Raw genomic sequence first — 16,715 nt, forward strand, 5'->3', positions numbered from 1 at the left:
GGAGAGCCGTTGACACCTGCGGCCGGGGGTCACCTGTAGACGGCGACGGCGGCTTCCTGCACGAGCGTGTCGACCATGCCGACCAGCTCCTTGACCAGCGGCGAGTGGCCGGTGGCGAGGGCGCGCAGCCGTTCGTTGAGCGACGGCAGGCCGAGGTAGAGCGCAGCCTCGATCTGGAGCACGGCCACCAGGCCGCACAGCGCGGCGCTGCGCGCGTCGGGGCTCTTGCGGCCCTCGGCCGCCGACCGCACCCCGGCGGAGGCCCGTACCAGCAGGGCGATGTCGGCGGGCTCGTGGCGGACGTAGGGCAGCATGCCCAGGCGGCGGCGGGTCACCGGCACCAGCAGGCCCGCGGCGGTCAGCGCGTCGCGGGTGCGGTCGTACACGTTCTCGGCCAGGCTCCTGACCCAGTACGGCGGGTCGTGGCCGATGCGGTCGGCGGCGATCACGTTCAGGAGGTCGTCGGCCACCGCGTCGCCGGTGGCGGCGCGGCCGGTGACGGCGGCCGAGCCCGCGGCGACGCTCACGTGCTCGGCGAGCACCAGGTCGATCAGCACCGCCCCGGCCAGCGCCAGTGACGTCGCCGACCGGTGGGCCAGCGGCTTGCCCGACTTGTCGTGCGCGATCAGGAACAGGTCGTGGTGGAGCGGCTGCCGGGTCACGCCGGCTCCTTGACCGAATCGCGCAGCGTGGGACGGCGCCCCATGGCGTACAGGATCGCCAGCACGACCGCGCCGACGCCGAGCCAGACGAGGCCCACCATCTGGGCGAGGATGTTGGCGTTGATCACCACGAAGACCAGGATCGCCATGCCGATGAGCGGCGCGGCCAGGTGGGCCCAGCGGTTGGCCGACTTCAGGCGGACCGTGTAGTGCACGACGACGGAGACGTGCAGGACGATGAAGGCGACCAGCGCGCCCATGTTGATCAGGCTGGTGAGCAGGTCGACGCCGCCGTCGACGGTCGACATCCACAGCCCGATGCCGACCGACAGCACCGACACGAGCAGGATGGCGTTGGCGGGCACCGAGTTGCGCACCGAGATGCGGGCCAGGAACGCCGGGAGCTGCCGGTCGCGGGCCATCGCGTACAGCAGGCGCGAGACCGCGACCTGGGCGACCAGGGTGTTGGCCACACCCCAGGAGATCGCGGTGGCGGTGGTGGTGAGATGCCGCAGCCATTCGCCCCCCGCGATGGCCGCCGCGTCGTAGAAGGCGGTGTCGGAGTTGAGCGGTTCGGGCGCGAGCAGGGCGGCCACCCACACCTGGGTGATGAACAGCACGCCCGCCAGGACGAGCGCCAGCCGCATCGCCCGGCCCACCTGCTCCGAACCGCCGGTCGACTCCTCGACCAGCATGCTGATGCCGTCGAAGCCGAGGAACGACAGCACGGCCACCGACACGGCGGCGAACACGATCGGCCAGGAGAAGGTCTCGGGGTTGAACAGCGGGGTCAGGCTGAACCCGCGGCCCGCCCCGTTGAGCAGCGCCCAGAGCCCGGCCAGCAGGAACAGCGCCAGCACGGCCAGCTCGGCGACGATCATCACCTTGGTGAGCTTGATCGTCATGCGGATGCCGCGCAGGTTGATCACCGTGTTGACCGTCACGAAGATGATCAGCCAGGCCCACACGGGCACCGCCGGGATGCTGGCGTTCATGGCGATGGACGCGATCAGGTAGAGCAGGCTCGGCGCGAGCAGGTAGTCGAGCAGGATCGCCCAGCCCGTCATGAACCCGACAGGCGCCGCGATGCCGCGCCCGGCGTAGTTGTAGACCGATCCAGAAAGCGGGAACGCCTTGACCATCTGGGCGTACGAGTTCGCGGTGAACAGCAACGCGATGATGCCGACGAGGTATACCAATACCGGCATACCACCTGAACGCTCATAGACCAGGCCGAAGATCGCGAATGGCGCGATGGGCACCATGAAGATCAGGCCATAGAACACCAGATCGGTCAGGTCGACCCCACGGCGTAACTCCTGGCGGTAGCCGAACCGGCCGATGCTCTCCTGTGAGTCCACGACGGCGCTCCAAAAACGGCGGGGGGTTGATTGGGAGATCCTTCCGCAGGTCGCCGGAGCGTCGCAAGGTGTGAGTCTTGCCGGTTCGTCCTTGTCGGCTTTCAATGATCCTCATACGGGTGATCCCCAGGAGGAGCCGATGCGAGCCCTACGGGCAGCCGCAGTTGTCCTGACCGTCGTTCTCACCACGTTCGTGACGGCCGAACCGTCCATCCCGGCGGTCGCCGGGCCCACCGACCCCGAGCCCGTCTCGCTGGTCACACTCTCCGTTCCGGACCGCGCGGCGATGGACCGGCTGGTCGCGGCCGGGGCCGACCTCACCGAGCGGGTGCGACCCCAGGCCGACGGCAGCATCCAGGTCGACGCGGTGGTGACGCCGACCCAGCTCGCGGCGCTCAGGCCGCTCGGCGCGACCCTGGCCACGGGCACGCCGGCCCCCAAGCCTGCCGCCACCGCCACCGCACGGGACCAGATCGTCATCGAGCGGGCCGTCTGGTTCAAGTCCCGCGACGGCTACTTCCTGTCGGTCGAGGCGTCCAGCAGCGCCGGCGGCGCGGCAGCGCTCACCGCCACCTGGAAGGGCAGGCGCGGCGCGACCGGCGAGGTCGCCATGGCGCCCTACCTCGACGCGGGCGCCTACCTGGGACACCAGTTCGCCACCCCGGCGCCGGTGGACACCCGGCCCGACTGGGTCACGGTCACCTCCGCGACCGGCGGCACCGCGCAGGCCCGCGTCAGCGAGTGGCCCGACGGCGAGCGCCCCGACCGCACCGGTCACCGCTACCAGAAGGACTTCATCACCCAGTACATGCCGCCCGCGCAGCTCAACGAGCGCATCAAGGCCCTGCACCGCAGCTTCCCCCGGCTCACCGACATCGTCGAGCTGCCGCACCTGACCAACGGCTACCGCCGCCACGCCCAGGCGCTGCTCGGCGCCGTCCCCGGCTCCGCCGTCGTCGTCACCTCACGCGCGTACGGGTCCGAAGGCGGCAACGACCTGGCCGTCGAGCTCGTCGACCCGGGAGCGCCCGACCGCGCGCTCGACGTGCGGGCGGACGGCAAGCGCGTCACGGTCAGCCTGGCCACCGACGGCTCCGGGACGCCCACCAGCACGGCCGCCCAGGTGGCCGCCGCGCTCGACGCCACCCCCGGGCTGCGCGCCTCCACCTACAGGGGCGACCCGGGCGCCGGGGTCATGGCGCCGGTGGCGCTCACCCAGCTCAGCGACTTCCTCAAGGCGCCCGCCGACGTCTCCCGCAAGCCCGCCAGGGTGCTCGCGCTGCGCATCGGCGTGCACCGTGACGGCTCGCGCACCGGCGTCCTCGCCTACGCCCAGGAGCACGCCAGGGAGTGGGTGACGCCGCTCGTCACCATCGAGGCCGCCGAGCGGCTGCTGCGCAACTACGCGCGCGACTCCGCCACCCGCAAGCTGCTCCAGCGCACCGACGTGTTCATCGTGCCGACCGTCAACCCCGACGGCGCCAACTACAGCTTCTACGACTTCAACTCCCAGCGTAAGAACATGACCAACCACTGCCCCGCCCAGCAGGCCGACCCGGCGCAGCGCAACACCTGGGGCGTGGACGTCAACCGCAACTACGCGGCCGGATCGCTGCACGACGGCTACTTCGGCGCCTCCGCCAACTGCCAGAGCGGCAACTACGCGGGTCCGGCCGAGCACTCCGAGCCGGAGAGCCGCAACGTCATCTGGCTCGCGCAGAAGTACCGCAACATCAAGTTCGCCATGAACGTGCACAGCTACGGCGGCTACTTCATGTGGCCGCCCGGCGCGTACAAGCTCGACGGCCGCGTCACGCTGCCCCGCCCGACCGCCCAGGAGGAGGCGTACTTCCTGCGCTCGGCCCGCACGATCGAGGAGGCCATCGCTGCCGAGCGCGGCACCGTCACCTGGCCGCAGCAGACCGGCCCGGTGACCGACGTGCTCTACTCGGCCGCCGGCAACTCGGCCGACGAGCTCTGGTACGACTTCGGCATCTACGGCTGGGACTTCGAGGTCGGCAGCGACCTGTGGAACCCGGAGACGCGGAGATGGGAGGGCGTCGGCTTCCAGCCGCCGTTCAGCGAGGGTCACCAGGAGGCGATGGAGTTCGCCTCGGGCCTGATCTCGCTGATCGGGGTGGCGGCCGATTACCGGGAGCGGTGATTGTCGGCTCGATCTGGTAGGACAGGACTCGCCAATCCCCCCAGGCGAGGACATTCTGCCATGATCGAGTACGACCCCGCGCTCGGCTACACGCTGTCCTACACGGACATGTACGCCGGGCTGCCTGTCGCCCACCCTCCGCGGGACGGCCAGTCCCCGCCGGAGGGTGAGGTGGCCTGGCGGCTCCAAGCGGTCACCTGGCCCGGCGACGAGCGGACGCGCATGTCGCAGGTCATCGACGCCTTCGTCGAGTCCGTCGACCCGGCGCGGGTCACGGCGCTGGTGATCGGGGCCTGGGAGGAGTGCTACGAGACGAGCTCGGCGTCGGTCGTGGAGCGCCTGGTCGCGCACGCGCCCCGGCTGACCGGGCTGCGCTCGCTGTTCGTCGGCGACATCGAGTCCGAGGAGGCCGAGATCTCCTGGATCCAGCAGTCCGACATGACGCCGCTGCTGGAGGCGTTCCCCAGGTTGGAGCGGTTGGAGGTGCGGGGCGGCACCGGGCTGGAGCTGTCGCCGGTGCGGCACGAGGCGCTGCGGGTGTTGCGGTTCGAGACCGGTGGACTGCCGGCCGCCGTGGTCAGGGCCGTGGGAGCGTCGGACCTGCCCGCGCTGGAGCACCTGGAGCTGTGGCTGGGCGTGGAGGAGTACGGCGGCGACGCCACGGTGGCCGACCTGGCGCCGATCCTGTCGGGGGAGCGGCTGCCCGCGCTGCGGCACCTGGGGTTGCAGGACAGCGAGATCCAGGACGAGATCGCCGCCGCTGTGGCCGCCGCGCCCGTCGTGGCCCGGCTGGAGTCGCTGGCCCTGTCGCTGGGCGTGCTGCGCGACGAGGGCGCCGAAGCGCTGCTCAGCGGGCAGCCGCTCACCCACCTGCGCAAGCTTGACCTGCACCACCACTACCTGACCGAGCCCATGATGAAGCGGATCACCGCCGCCCTGCCCGGCGTCGAGGTGGACCTGACCGGCATGGAGCAGTCCGACCGAGGCTGGACCTTCGTCGCGGTCAGCGAGTGAGCGTGGAGTTCGCGGTCGTCGGGACCCCCGGCGACCGGCGGGTGACGATGTTCGGGGCCGCGGTGACCGCCCACGGCCTGGCCGAGCCGTACGTGATCCCGTGGCGTGACGTGCTCGCCGGGCGGGAGCTGCGCGCGCCCGCGAAGGCGCTGCTGCGGATCGACTCGCCGGGCGAGGACGCCGAGGCCGACGCGCTGCTGCGCGGGCCCGGCGACCCGGCGCGGGTGGGCGGCGGCGCGGCCTGGTACGAGGCCTTCACCGCCGGGCTGGCGCGCGTCGCGGCAGTCCCCGGGGTCCGGCTGCTGGGCGACGTGGCGGAGATCGGCGTGCTGTTCGACAAGCGGCGCTGCCACGCGGTGCTGGAGGCGGCCGGGGTGCCGGTGCCGCCCGGCTTCACCGCCTCGTCGTACGGGGAACTTCGCGAGCTCATGGCCGTACGCGGCTGGAAGAGGGTGTTCGTCAAGCCCGCCCACGGCTCGTCGTCGTCGGGCGTGATCGCGTTCCAGGCGCATGCCGGGCGGGTCAAGGCCGTCACGTCGGCCGCCCGGACCGGCGGCGCTTACCTGAACTCGCTGCGGGTGCGCACCTACGAGGACGAGGCGGACGTGCGGCGGCTCGTCGACTTCCTGGCCCCCGACGGGCTGCACGTCGAGCGGTGGTTCCCCAAGGCGTCAGTGGGCGGGAGGGCGTTCGACCTGCGGGTGGTCACGGTGGCGGGGAAGCCGACGCACGCGGTGGTGCGGTCCGGGCGCTGGCCGATGACCAACCTGCACCTCGGCGGCGAGCGCGGCGACCTGGAGCCGCTGCGGGCGCGCACCGCGCTGTGGGAGCGGGTGCTCGACACGTGCGCGCGGGCGGCGGCCTGCTTCCCCGGCACCCTCAGCACCGGGGTCGACCTGATGGTGGGCGCCGACTGGCGGACGGTCGCGGTGGCGGAGGTCAACGCGTTCGGCGACCTGCTGCCGGGGCTGGGCGACCTGGCGGGACACGGCCGCGACACCTACGCCGAGCAGGTCAGGGCGGTGCTCGATGGACATGCGTGAGATCGTCGGCAGCCACGACATCCTGCTGATCACGCTCGACACGCTGCGTTACGACGTGGCCGACGAGCTGGCCAGGGCCGGGCGGCTGCGCAACCTGCTGCCCGGCGGCGCCCGGTGGGAGCGGCGGCACAGCCCCGGCAGCTTCACCTACGCCTCGCACGCCGCCTTCCTCGCCGGGTTCCTGCCGACGCCCGTGACGCCGGGGCCGCATCCCCGGCTGTTCGCGGCCACGTTCCCGGGCAGCGAGACCACGGGCGACGGCACGTGGGTGTTCGACGAGCCCGACCTGCCCGCCGGGCTGGCCGCGGCCGGCTACCACACGGTGTGCGTCGGGGGCGTGGGCTTCTTCAACAAGCGGACGCCGCTCGGGTCGGCGCTGCCGGGGCTGTTCGCGGAGAGCCACTGGGAGCCGGAGTTCGGGGTGACGGACCCGCGGTCGCTGGAGCACCAGATCGACCGCGTGGGCGACATTCTGCGAAATATCAGGACCCGGGTGTTCCTGTTCCTCAACGTGTCCGCCCTCCATCAGCCCAACCACTTCTACCTGCCCGGCGCCACCGCCGACTCGCGCGACACCCACGCCGCCGCGCTCGCGTACGTGGACCGCCACATCGGCAGGCTCTACGACCTCATGCCCCGCCCCACGCTGGTGATCGTCTGCTCCGACCACGGCACGGCGTACGGCGAGGACGGCCACGTCGGCCACCGGATCGGCCACGAAGTCGTGTGGACCGTCCCGTACACGCAGTTCATCCTGGAGCCCCATGCGCCCGTATGAGGGATACGTCTACGCGTACCCGCACAAGACCGCCTACCGCCCCCTCGACCCCCGCCCCGCGCTGGCCGACGTGTGGGCCGGCGAACGGCCCGGCGCCCTGTACGTGCACATCCCGTTCTGCGAGATGCGGTGCGGCTTCTGCAACCTGTTCACCCGGACCGGCGCCCCCGAGAACCTGGTCACCGCCTACCTCGACGCCCTCGAACGCCAGGCCGTCCAGACCGCCGGCGCCCTGGAGACCAGCGCGTTCACCACGGCCGCGTTCGGCGGCGGCACCCCCACCTACCTCAGCGCCCGCGAGCTGACCAGGCTCTTCGACCTGACCGAACGGGCCATGTCCGTCGACCTGGGCGCGATCCCGCTGTCCGTCGAGACCTCGCCCGCCACCGCCACCCCCGACCGCCTCGCCGTCCTCGCCGAACGCGGCGCCACCCGCGTCTCCATCGGCGTGCAGAGCTTCGTCGACACCGAGGCACGCGCCGCCGTCCGGCCGCAGAAACGCGCCGAGGTCGACGCGGCGCTCGACGCCATCCGCGCCAGCGCCGTCCCCGTCCTCAACCTCGACCTCATCTACGGCATCGACGGCCAGACCCCCGCCTCCTGGCTCCACTCCCTGGACACCGCCCTCACCTGGAAGCCCGAGGAGATCTACCTCTACCCGCTGTACGTCCGGCCGCTCACCGGGCTCGGCAAGCAGGGCCGCGCCTGGGACGACCAGCGGCTGGAGCTCTACCGACTCGGCCGCGACCGGCTCGCCGACGCCGGCTACGAGCAGGTGTCGATGCGGATGTTCCGGCTGCCCGGCACCGCCAACGCCACCGAATACTGCTGCCAGACCGACGGCATGGTGGGCCTGGGCTGCGGCGCCCGCTCCTACACCGGCGACCTGCACTACTCCTTCGAGTACGCGGTCGGCGCCCGCCAGGTGCGCGCGATCATCGACGACTACGTGAGCCGCGACGACTTCGGCCACGCCAACGTCGGCTTCACGCTCACCCCCGGCGAACGCAGGCGGCGGCACCTCATCCAGTCGCTGCTGCAGGCCGGCGGCCTGGACCGCGACCTCTACCGGGAGCGGTTCGGCGCCGATGCGCTCGACGACTTCCCGCTGGCGGAGTTCCGGCAGTGGCTCGTGATCGAGCCCGACGTGATCAAGCTGACGGCCGAGGGCCTGGCCTGGTCCGACGCGATCGGGCCCGCCCTGTTCTCGCCGCAGGTCAGAGCCCTCATGGACGGCTACGACGCATGCTGACCATCCTGTACCGAGGTCCGCTGGCGAGCTGCGACTACGACTGCGCCTACTGCCCCTTCGCCAAGCGGCGCGACACGCCCGAACAGTTGCGCGCCGACCGCGCCGCGCTCGAACGCTTCGCCGCCTGGGTGGCCCGGCAGGACTTCGACGTGGCCATCCTGTTCACGCCCTGGGGCGAAGGGCTCGTCAGGTCCTGGTACCGGAAGGCGCTCGTCGAGCTGTCATGGCTGCCGAACGTCCGCCGCGTCGCCATCCAGACCAACCTGAGCTGCCGCACCGGCTGGCTCGCCGACGCCTCCGACCGGGCCGCCCTCTGGGTCACCTACCACCCCACCCAGGTGCCCTACGACCGGTTCCTCGCCAAGCTCCGATCACTGACCGTGCGGCACAGCGTCGGCATCGTCGGCGACCCGGCGCACCTCGCCGACGCCCGGCGGCTGCGCGCCGACCTGCCTCCCGAGACGTACCTGTGGGTCAACGCCGAGGAAGGCCGCCTCTACACCGACGCCGAAGCCGCCGACTGGACCGCCCTCGACCCGCTCTTCCACCACAGCCGCTTCCCGCACCCCAGCCGCGGGCTGCCCTGCCGCACCGGCGACAGCGTCGTGTCCGTCAACGGCGACGGCGACGTGCGGCGCTGCCACTTCGTCGCCGAACCGCTCGGCAACCTCTACGACGGCAGCTACGCGCCCCAGCTGCGGCCGCGCGCCTGCCCGGCCGCCGCCTGCGACTGCCACATCGGCTACGTGCACCTGGAACCGCTCGGGCTCTACGAGGTGTTCGGCGACGGGGTGCTGGAACGCATCCCGGCCGCCTGGCCTCAGGTCTCGCGCTCCGGCCGGTAGCTCTCCTCGCTCACGCCGAACGTCCAGGCCACCCCCTCACGCGCCCGCCGCACCCACGGCGGCACCCGCAGGAAGTACGTACGCCGGGTGCCGTCGGGCTCGGGCGTGGAGTTGACCACCTCCACCATCGCGACCGGCTCGTCACCCGGCAGCTCGATCCGCCACAGGACGCCCGTCTCGTCCGAATGCTCCGGCCGCGCCCCCGACTCGGCCAGATAGCGGTCGACGCCGAAGTGCTCCAGCATGACGCGGCGCAGCTCGGCGTTGGACTCCTCACGGATGCGCGCCGGGGTCAGGTCCGTCATCGTGAACCCCGCGGGCACCGGCATGCCGTGCCAGGCATGTAGGGCGAACCCGTCGGACCACACCAACGCCGGGCCGTCCGCCGCGTGCAGGCGGCCCAGCTCGTCGAGGTGCAGCTCGGCGGGGCGGGCGCTGACGATCGCCACCCGCTCGTACGGCCACCACCAGCTCGCGCACCGGGCGACCCGCTCCAGCCCGTCCAGCCCGCCGAGCCCCTCGAAGGCCGACAGCCAGGGGGCGTCATGCTGCCCGAGCACCGCATCGAGCGTCACCCGCCGCAACTCCTCCCCGACCTGCTGGCTGCCGTCCGCGGCGGCGGTGTCGCTTCCGGCGGTGACCTCGATGGTGGCGGCTTCGGCGATGGCGCGGCGGACGTCGGCGACCAGGCGGCTCACCTGCGGCCACAGCCTGCCGCCGGTCTCCTCCCACCGGGCCGCCCACCCCGCCGGACCCAGCTCGGCCGAGAGCGCGGCCCTGGCCCGCTCCCACGGCAGGGTCCGCACCTCATGCCGCACCGACCGCCCCGCCACCACCCCGACCGGCAACCCCGCAAGCACACCCGCCCCCTCCGAGGACTCCGCCCTGGCCGGGGTTTCCGACCCACCCACAGCCTGGCCTTCGGGGGTTTCAGACGCGGTCCGGGCGGTTTCCTGGAGGTTCGGGGCGGCGGGCCGGGGGCGGGTGGCGGGGTCGGCGGTGAGCCAGGCGGCGGCGCGGGCGCCGGCGAGCGGCGAGGCCACCACGATCACGTGGTCCGGCTCCGGCAGGCCCGCTTCCCTGTAGGCCTGCCGGACAGCCGCGTCGGCGTCGCCGCCCGGCCCGGTGGCGAAGGCCATGCGCTCCCACGCCACCCGTTCATCGGTGTGCACGGCCATCAGTCGGCCACCACCCGGAAGGAGCCCGGCACGTACTCGCGCTGGCGGACCACCCGGTACCAGCCCTTGGGCAGCGAGATCGGGTCATGCTCCTCGTGCACCAGGCGACCGCCCTCCGGCAGGTGCAGGAACCCGCCCGACAGCGTGCCGGGCCCCGGGATCGCGTGGCAGTGGCCGGTGGCCTCGCCGTGCGCCAGCACGAGCCGCCCGCGGGCGTCACGCGGCTCGGGCCGGACGGTGCGCGGCGCGTCCTCCTCGGACACCGGCACGATCAGGATGTCGCCCTGTCGGTACATCGACCAACCTCCATCGTCAGGGGGATGATCGGAAAGTACCGTCCGGCACCGACAAACCGGCGGGCCCAGGCCGGAGGAGGGGGCTCCCCGGCCTGGGCCCGGTTCGAACGGGTCAGGACATCAGACGCGCTGCCACAGGGCGGGCACGACCGGGGGCTCCCAGCCTGCCTGCGCGGTGTGGCCCTGGAGGCACCGGTAGGTGGCGCCGCCGTACGTCACCGTGGCGCCGGCCGCGTAGGTGGTGCCGGCCGCCCAGGTGCCGCCGGGCGACTGCGTCGGCGTGTTGCTGCCGGTCGGGGTCGGGCTGTTGCCGCCCTGGGTGACCAGCGTGAGGCCGTACGCCTGCAGGATCTCGTTGACCGGCTGGAAGTACGTCGTGCCGCCCGAGCTGCAGTTGCCCGAGCCGCCCGAGGTCACGCCCTGGGCCTGGTCGCCGGAGTAGAACGAGCCGCCGGAGTCGCCGGGCTCGGCGCAGACGCTCGTCCTGGTCACCTGCGAGACCGTGCCCTGCGGGTAGGTGACGCTGGTGTTGAGCTGGCTGACCTGACCGCAGTGGGTCTGGGTGGTCGAGCCGGAGCGGCAGATCGAGGCGCCCACCTGGGCGACCTGGGAGCCGCGGATCGGCTGGATGCCCCGGCCGTAGGCGTTGACCACGCCGGTCGGGGTCCACTGCGAGTTGACCTCGACCCAGGCGTAGTCGTTGCCCGGGAAGGAGGAGCCGCGGAAGACGCCCTGGTTGACGCGGTTGTGGCCGGTCGTGGTCGCGCCGGTGCTGCCGCAGTGGCCGGCGGTGACGAAGCCGCCCTGCGAGCCCGCCTTGCTCACCGAGAAGCCGACCGAGCAGCGGGAGCCGCTGCCGATGTAGTACGCGTCGCCGCCGCGTACGTCGTAGTAGGCCTGCGGCTGCTCGTTGGAGCGGACGACCCTGACGGCCGAGGCGTCGGCGCCGCTGGCCCGTACCCAGGCCTGCGCCTTGGCGGGCGTGGAGGACAGGACGACCACGTCGTTGTTCACGACGTCGACGTACCAGACCGGCGCGGTCTTCGGCGCCTTCGCGGCCGCCCGGTCGAGGGTGGCCTTGATCGCGTCGAGCTGCTGGAGGGAGCGGCCGACCACGCGGGCCTCGACACCGGTCTCCCGGATGGCGGCGACCTGCGCCTGGTCGGTGGTGGCGACGGTCATCGCAGCGGTGGGGCCGCTGAGCCAGACGCCGCCGTAGGCCGCGCCGAGCTGGGCGCGCAGGCCGGGCTCGACGGTCGCCGCGGCTGCCTCGTTGACGAGCCGGGTCTCGGCCTGCTGCTGGCTGATGCCGAGGTCGTCGCTGAGCGCGTTGATCAGGCCGGGCGGTGGTTCGTTGACAGAAGCCTGCGCCTGCGCCGCGGCGTAGGGGCTGAGGTCGTCCGCGGTGGCGCTGTGCGCGGTCCAGGCTACAGCGGGGACGACCACGAGGGTCAGTCCGAGCGCGAGGCCCGCTGTCAGGGTCTTTCTGGGGAGCATGTGACTCTCCTCGTATTACGGGGGGTGTCGCCACCGTACGAGGACGGATACGAGGAATGGTCGTCCCAAATGACCCCCTATCGCGGTGTTATGGGGCGCCCAGGGCCTCCAGCGCGCGGTCCACGTCCGCGGTCGTCGTGTAGGCGTGGAAGCTTGCGCGGACCTTCCCGGCCCGCACCGCCGCCCGGATGCCGGCCGCCTCCAGCCGTTCGCCAGGCGCGTCGACGGAGACGATCGCGCTGTCGGACGGTTCGAGGCCGAGTCCGGCCCGGAAGCGGTTGGCGAGCGCCACGTCGTGGTCGCGGACGCGCTCGACGCCGATCTCGTTGAGCAGTTCGAGCGCGGGCGCGGCCCCCACGTAGCAGAACCAAGCGGGCGACAGGTCGAAGGCCCGCGCGTCGCCCGCGAGCCGCAGCGGCGGGCCGTAGAAGGAGCCGCCCTCGTCGGCCCCGGCGTACCAGTTGGCGGCCAGCGGGCGCATGCGCTCGCGCAGGCGCGGCGACAGGTAGCCGAACGCCGCGCCGCGCGGGGCCATCAGCCACTTGTACGCGGCGCAGGCCAGCGCGTCGACGCCGTCGACGTTCACCGGGAGCCAGCCGCACGCCTGGGAGCCGTCGGCGATGACGAGCGCGTCGTGGTCGCGGGCGGCGGCGACGATGTCGGCCAGCGGCGCCACCTCGCCGGTCGCCGACTGCACCAGGCTGAACGCCACCGCGCCGGTCGAGGCGGTGATCGCGTCGGCCAGCCGGTCGGCGGGAACGGTCCGGACGCGGGCGGCCACCGCCCACGGGAACAGGTTGCTGGTGAACTCGATCTCCGGCACGACCACCTCGGCGCCCGGCGGGAGCGCGGTGGCCACGGTGGACATGATCTGCGAGACGGTCGAGCCGACGGACACGTCCTCCGCGGCGGCGCCGACCATCCGGGCGAACGCGGCGCGCGAGCGGCCCACGGAGGCGTCCCAGGGCTTCCAGTCCGAGCTGCCGTGCCGCCAGTGGGCCAGCACGGCCTGCAACTCCTCGAACGCCCGGCGGGGCGGCAGCCCGTACGAGGCGGTGTTGAGCCAGCCGGGCTCGGCGTCCCAGAGCGCGCTGTCAAGATCCATGCGCCCAGCCTAGGACGGCGCTTCCCGTACGCCTACCGTGCTGTTCGTCCGATGCCGGGCTCAGCGGCTCGCGCCGCTCAATTGGTCGCGCAGGCGGCGGCACTCGCGGGCGAAGCGGCTGCGGCTGCGGCTCGTGGCCCAGGCCGTGACCGCGGGGATCTCGTCGCGCGCGCCCGCCCAGGCCGCCACGTCGACGGCCAGCGTCACCGCCTCGGTGTGGACGGCGGCCGGCCGCTCGCCCACGGCCAGGAGGTCCGGCAGCATGGCCTTGACGATCTCCCACACCTGCGCGTGCGCGCCCTGCCTGGCCGCGTCGGCGAGCGCGCCGAACGCCGGGCGGACCTCGCGCCGGGTGCGCCGGACGAAGTGCGCGAGCTGCCGGCCGACCGCCTCGGCGGGCAGGTCGCCCCGGGCGGCCATCCGTAACAGCAACGGCGCCGCCTCGCCGTCGGGACGGGTCAGCGAACGCGCCAGGTTGATCGCGGTCGCCTCTCCGACCGGCCCGCCCGCCTGCGCCAGGGCCGCGAGCGTCGCATCGGCGGCCCCTCCGCCGAACAGCCAGGGCAGCAGGTTGACGGCGACCACCTCGCGGTGCGACGGGAGGATCGCCGGCCACCAGCCGACGGTGTCGGCGTGATCGCCCCAGCTCCACCTCCGGGGCTCGCGCAGCAGCTCGTCGATCAGCTCGTCGCCGGTCGGCCGGGCCCGCAGGACGGGCCGCACCCAGACGTCGTCGGTGTGTTCGGGCACGTGGTCGTCGTCGAACACGTGGTCCACGGCGCCCAGCCGGTAGCCCCACTCCAGCCCCGTCACCGGATCGGGCAGGCCGCCTCCGGCCAGCCAGGCGGCGGCCCGCGTGGCGCCCCGCGACCCCACCCGCGCGGCCCGTTCGGCAGCTTCCGGCCAGGCGCCGCGCGGCAGCCGCAGCAGGGCCTGCGCCAGGTCGGCGGGCAGCGGCTCGACGCCCGCCGCCGCGCACGCCTCCAGCCGGTCGACCAGCACCGCGGGGTCGAGGTGCCCAGTGGCCAGGGTGGGCGTCGCCAGCAGCACCGGCGGCAGCGTGCCTTCGCGCAGCGCCGCGTAGAGCTCGGCGAGCCGGCGCAGCACGAACAGGTGCGGCGGCGCGGCCATCCCGGGCTCCGGCAGCCGGTCGTGGTGCCGCCTCACCGGGGCGGGCGCGGTGCCGTGGAGCCGGGTGGCGATCTCCCCCAGCAGTTGCGTGAAGAACCCCCCGAACACCGCTGCCGGCTGCTGCGTCGCTTCCGGCTCGGGCATGACGCGCATGGCGGTGAAGACCGACTCCCAGGGGTCGGCGGGGCCCCCGACCGGGACGCCGGGATCGGAGCCCGGTGCGATCACCTCGTCGGCGAGGGCGCCGATCCACTGGCCGGGGCTGAGCCAGCACGGGCTCTCGTACAGGCCCGGATAGGAGTAACGGGTCGCGCGCGCCAGCGCCGCGCGCAGGGCCGCCCGGTCGCGCGCCGCCTGCTCGACGAAGGCGGCGAGCCAGCTCTCGGCCGTCTCCCAGCGCTGCACGGCCCAGCCGTCGGCGGCGAGCGTCGGCTCCGGGAACGGGCCGGGCGGGGCGAGCACGGGCAGCGGCAGCGGGGTGAACGGCTCGGCCGGCTCCTCGGGCGTCGCGTCGCCCCCGAACCGCTCGGCCACCTGACGGCCGAGGTCCGGGGGCAGCAGGGACACCGCCTCGGCCACGGCGGCGCCGCCCGTGCCGAACGTGGCGGCGTGCTTGAGCGCGAGCCGGGCCGCGCGCTCCTGCACCTGGTAGGACGGGTGCGCGAACGCGGTGGCCAGCGCCGGGGCCAGCTCGTCGGCCCGGGACGCGGCGGCCGCTTTGTCGGCCCGCGAGGTCTGGGACGTCCGGGACGCGATGCGCCGCAGTTCGTCGTCCAGCCAGCTCAGGCCGGCGAGCGCCAGCTTGGCCTCCGCGCGGAAGGTCAGCGCGCCGATCGCCTCGGCGACGTCGGCGGCGTCGTGCGGGCCGGTGCGGCGGACCTGGGCCAGGGCCAGCTCCGCGACGGTGCCAGGGGCGGCGGGCAGCAGCCGCAGGTAGTCGCGCGAGCGGGCGGCGGACTCCTCGGGCGTGGGATCGACCAGCTTGTGCAAACGTACGAAGAAGCGCAGGTCGAGGGCGTCACCGCCGCGCAGGAAGCGGCCCACGCAGCCGTCGAGGACCGCCTCGCGCGAAAGCGCGCCGGAGGCGAGCAGGGACAGCCAGGCGGTCGGCCGGGGGGTCAGCCGCTCGTCGCGCAGCGTGCGGCCGGCGCCCTGGGCGTCGAAGATCCGCGGGAGCAGCGCGGCGGCCAGCGGGTCGCCGGGTACGACGCCGGCGGCGAGCCAGGCGACCACCAGCGGGTCGTGCGCGGGAGGGTCGCCGCCGCAGCTCCGCAGCAGGGCGAGCACCAGGGGCACGGTGCGGTCGCCGGGCCTGCGGATCTTACGCGCGAGCCGGGCGGCGACGTCGGCCCGCCAGGCGGCCGGGCGGGTGACCAGCAAGCGGGCCAGGTCGGGCCAGCCGGTGTCGGGCGCCCAGCGGGGGTTGAACTCGCGCCGGGTCAGCCAGGCCACCGCGCCCGCCGGGCCCGGGATCGTGCCCGCGCCCACGAGCCGCAGCGCCGCCAGGTGACTCTCCATCGCGTCGCTGACCAGCCAGCGGAGGTCCCATTCGTCGGCGTCGTCCCGATGGGGCCGGGCGAAGCCTTCGCGCAGCTCCTTGACGAACCCGGGCAGCCGGCCCGCCACGTCGGCCCGTTCGGCGTCGGTGAGCGCGATGAGGCGGTCGGCCAGCGCGCCGGTGTCGCGGCCGATGACGAGGGCGCGGACCGCCTCCCAGACGGCCTCCTGATGTGTCATGCGGCGGACATTAGAGATCGCTACCGACAATATTGTGGAACCCCAGGGGGGTATGTTACTGTCGCCGCCGAGATACGACTAAGGGGTACAAACAGCATGTCCGAGCACGGCGGCCACCACAACCACCACAACCATCACGATCATGCACAACATGGTCAGCACGGACATGATCAGCACGCGCAGCACGGGGAGCACGCGCATGGTGGGCCGGGGAAGGTCTCCTGGCGGATGGCGGCCTCGGCCACCCTGCACTGCCTCACCGGATGCGCCATCGGCGAGGTGCTCGGCCTGGTGATCGCCACCGCGCTCGGCTGGCACACCGTCCCGTCCATCGCGCTGGCCGTCGTGCTCGCCTTCTTCTTCGGCTACCTTCTGACCCTCATCCCGCTGCGCCGGGCCGGTCTCTCCTGGAAAGAGGCCATCAAGCTGGCCCTGGCCGCCGACACAGTGTCGATCCTGGTGATGGAGATCGTGGACAACGGCGTGATGGTCGCCATCCCGGGCGCGATGGACGCCGGGCTGGCCTCGGGGCTGTTCTGGGGCGCGCTGGCCGTGGCCCTGCTGGTGGCGTTCCTGGTGACCACGCCGATCAACAAGTGGATCATCGGCCGGGGCAAGGGCCACGCCGTGGTGCACGCCTTCCACCACTGAG

General features: G+C 73.3%; 14 protein-coding genes. 7 read left to right on the forward strand and 7 right to left on the reverse strand.

Annotated features, from left to right (window positions below; genetic code table 11):
• Positions 1–29 precede the first annotated feature (29 nt).
• Together AB0G11_RS02055 and AB0G11_RS02060 are read right to left on the reverse strand one after the other, a co-directional pair.
• A complete protein-coding gene (locus tag AB0G11_RS02055) occupies positions 30–662 on the reverse strand; it encodes a GPP34 family phosphoprotein (protein WP_357583348.1) in 633 nt (210 codons plus the stop codon).
• Positions 659–2,023 carry an APC family permease gene (locus AB0G11_RS02060; RefSeq protein ID WP_357583350.1) on the reverse strand — a complete coding sequence of 455 codons (1,365 nt, stop codon included), beginning with the start codon at positions 2,021–2,023 and terminating at the stop codon, positions 659–661. Before AB0G11_RS02060 ends, AB0G11_RS02055 begins: the two co-directional genes overlap by 4 nt.
• A 139-nt stretch (positions 2,024–2,162) precedes the next feature.
• Here AB0G11_RS02060 and AB0G11_RS02065 point away from each other — a divergent pair, with 139 nt between their 5' ends.
• Genes AB0G11_RS02065 through AB0G11_RS02090 form a run of 6 tightly spaced genes read left to right on the forward strand, consistent with a single transcriptional unit; the run spans position 2,163 to position 9,119 of the window.
• Positions 2,163–4,187, forward strand: coding sequence for a M14 family zinc carboxypeptidase (locus tag AB0G11_RS02065; protein WP_357583352.1), 2,025 nt, complete (start codon positions 2,163–2,165; stop codon positions 4,185–4,187).
• A 60-nt stretch (positions 4,188–4,247) separates the two neighbouring features.
• Positions 4,248–5,201 (forward strand): STM4015 family protein, encoded by a 954-nt coding sequence (locus AB0G11_RS02070; protein ID WP_357583354.1) that lies wholly within the window; start codon positions 4,248–4,250, stop codon positions 5,199–5,201.
• Between the two features lie 2 nt (positions 5,202–5,203).
• On the forward strand, positions 5,204–6,244 hold the full coding sequence (locus AB0G11_RS02075; RefSeq protein WP_357583356.1) for an STM4014 family protein: 1,041 nt from the start codon (positions 5,204–5,206) through the stop codon (positions 6,242–6,244).
• A complete protein-coding gene (locus AB0G11_RS02080) occupies positions 6,237–7,022 on the forward strand; it encodes an STM4013/SEN3800 family hydrolase (protein WP_357583697.1) in 786 nt (261 codons plus the stop codon). The genes AB0G11_RS02075 and AB0G11_RS02080 overlap by 8 nt, the downstream gene beginning before the upstream one ends.
• Positions 7,009–8,274: an STM4012 family radical SAM protein gene (locus tag AB0G11_RS02085; protein ID WP_357583358.1), complete on the forward strand. Its 1,266-nt coding sequence runs from the start codon at positions 7,009–7,011 to the stop codon at positions 8,272–8,274. Before AB0G11_RS02080 ends, AB0G11_RS02085 begins: the two co-directional genes overlap by 14 nt.
• Positions 8,268–9,119: an STM4011 family radical SAM protein gene (locus AB0G11_RS02090; protein ID WP_219508538.1), complete on the forward strand. Its 852-nt coding sequence runs from the start codon at positions 8,268–8,270 to the stop codon at positions 9,117–9,119. Before AB0G11_RS02085 ends, AB0G11_RS02090 begins: the two co-directional genes overlap by 7 nt.
• Here AB0G11_RS02090 and AB0G11_RS02095 read toward each other — a convergent pair.
• The 5 genes from AB0G11_RS02095 to AB0G11_RS02115 all read right to left on the reverse strand — a co-directional run bounded on the left by AB0G11_RS02095 (position 9,095) and on the right by AB0G11_RS02115 (position 16,063).
• On the reverse strand, positions 9,095–10,291 hold the full coding sequence (locus AB0G11_RS02095) for a DUF6745 domain-containing protein (protein ID WP_357583360.1): 1,197 nt from the start codon (positions 10,289–10,291) through the stop codon (positions 9,095–9,097). The two genes, AB0G11_RS02090 and AB0G11_RS02095, sit on opposite strands and share 25 nt — an antisense overlap.
• A gap of 5 nt (positions 10,292–10,296) precedes the next feature.
• On the reverse strand, positions 10,297–10,593 hold the full coding sequence (locus tag AB0G11_RS02100; protein ID WP_219518042.1) for a hypothetical protein: 297 nt from the start codon (positions 10,591–10,593) through the stop codon (positions 10,297–10,299).
• A gap of 120 nt (positions 10,594–10,713) precedes the next feature.
• The gene (locus AB0G11_RS02105) at positions 10,714–12,090 is read right to left on the reverse strand and encodes an alpha-lytic protease prodomain-containing protein (protein WP_219518044.1); all 1,377 of its coding nucleotides are present in this window, start codon (positions 12,088–12,090) and stop codon (positions 10,714–10,716) included.
• Positions 12,091–12,178: 88 nt separating this feature from the next.
• A complete protein-coding gene (locus AB0G11_RS02110; RefSeq protein ID WP_357583362.1) occupies positions 12,179–13,195 on the reverse strand; it encodes an aminotransferase class V-fold PLP-dependent enzyme in 1,017 nt (338 codons plus the stop codon).
• 60 nt (positions 13,196–13,255) lie between these two features.
• Positions 13,256–16,063, reverse strand: coding sequence for a hypothetical protein (locus AB0G11_RS02115; RefSeq protein ID WP_357583363.1), 2,808 nt, complete (start codon positions 16,061–16,063; stop codon positions 13,256–13,258).
• 96 nt (positions 16,064–16,159) lie between these two features.
• Between AB0G11_RS02115 and AB0G11_RS02120 the strand changes: the two genes are divergently transcribed.
• Complete coding sequence (locus AB0G11_RS02120) at positions 16,160–16,714, forward strand: DUF4396 domain-containing protein (RefSeq protein ID WP_219518047.1); 555 nt, start codon at positions 16,160–16,162, stop codon at positions 16,712–16,714.
• Position 16,715 lies beyond the last annotated feature (1 nt).

This window comes from Nonomuraea sp. NPDC023979 (assembly GCF_040639085.1).
Classification (GTDB): Bacteria; Actinomycetota; Actinomycetes; order Streptosporangiales; family Streptosporangiaceae; genus Nonomuraea; species Nonomuraea ceibae.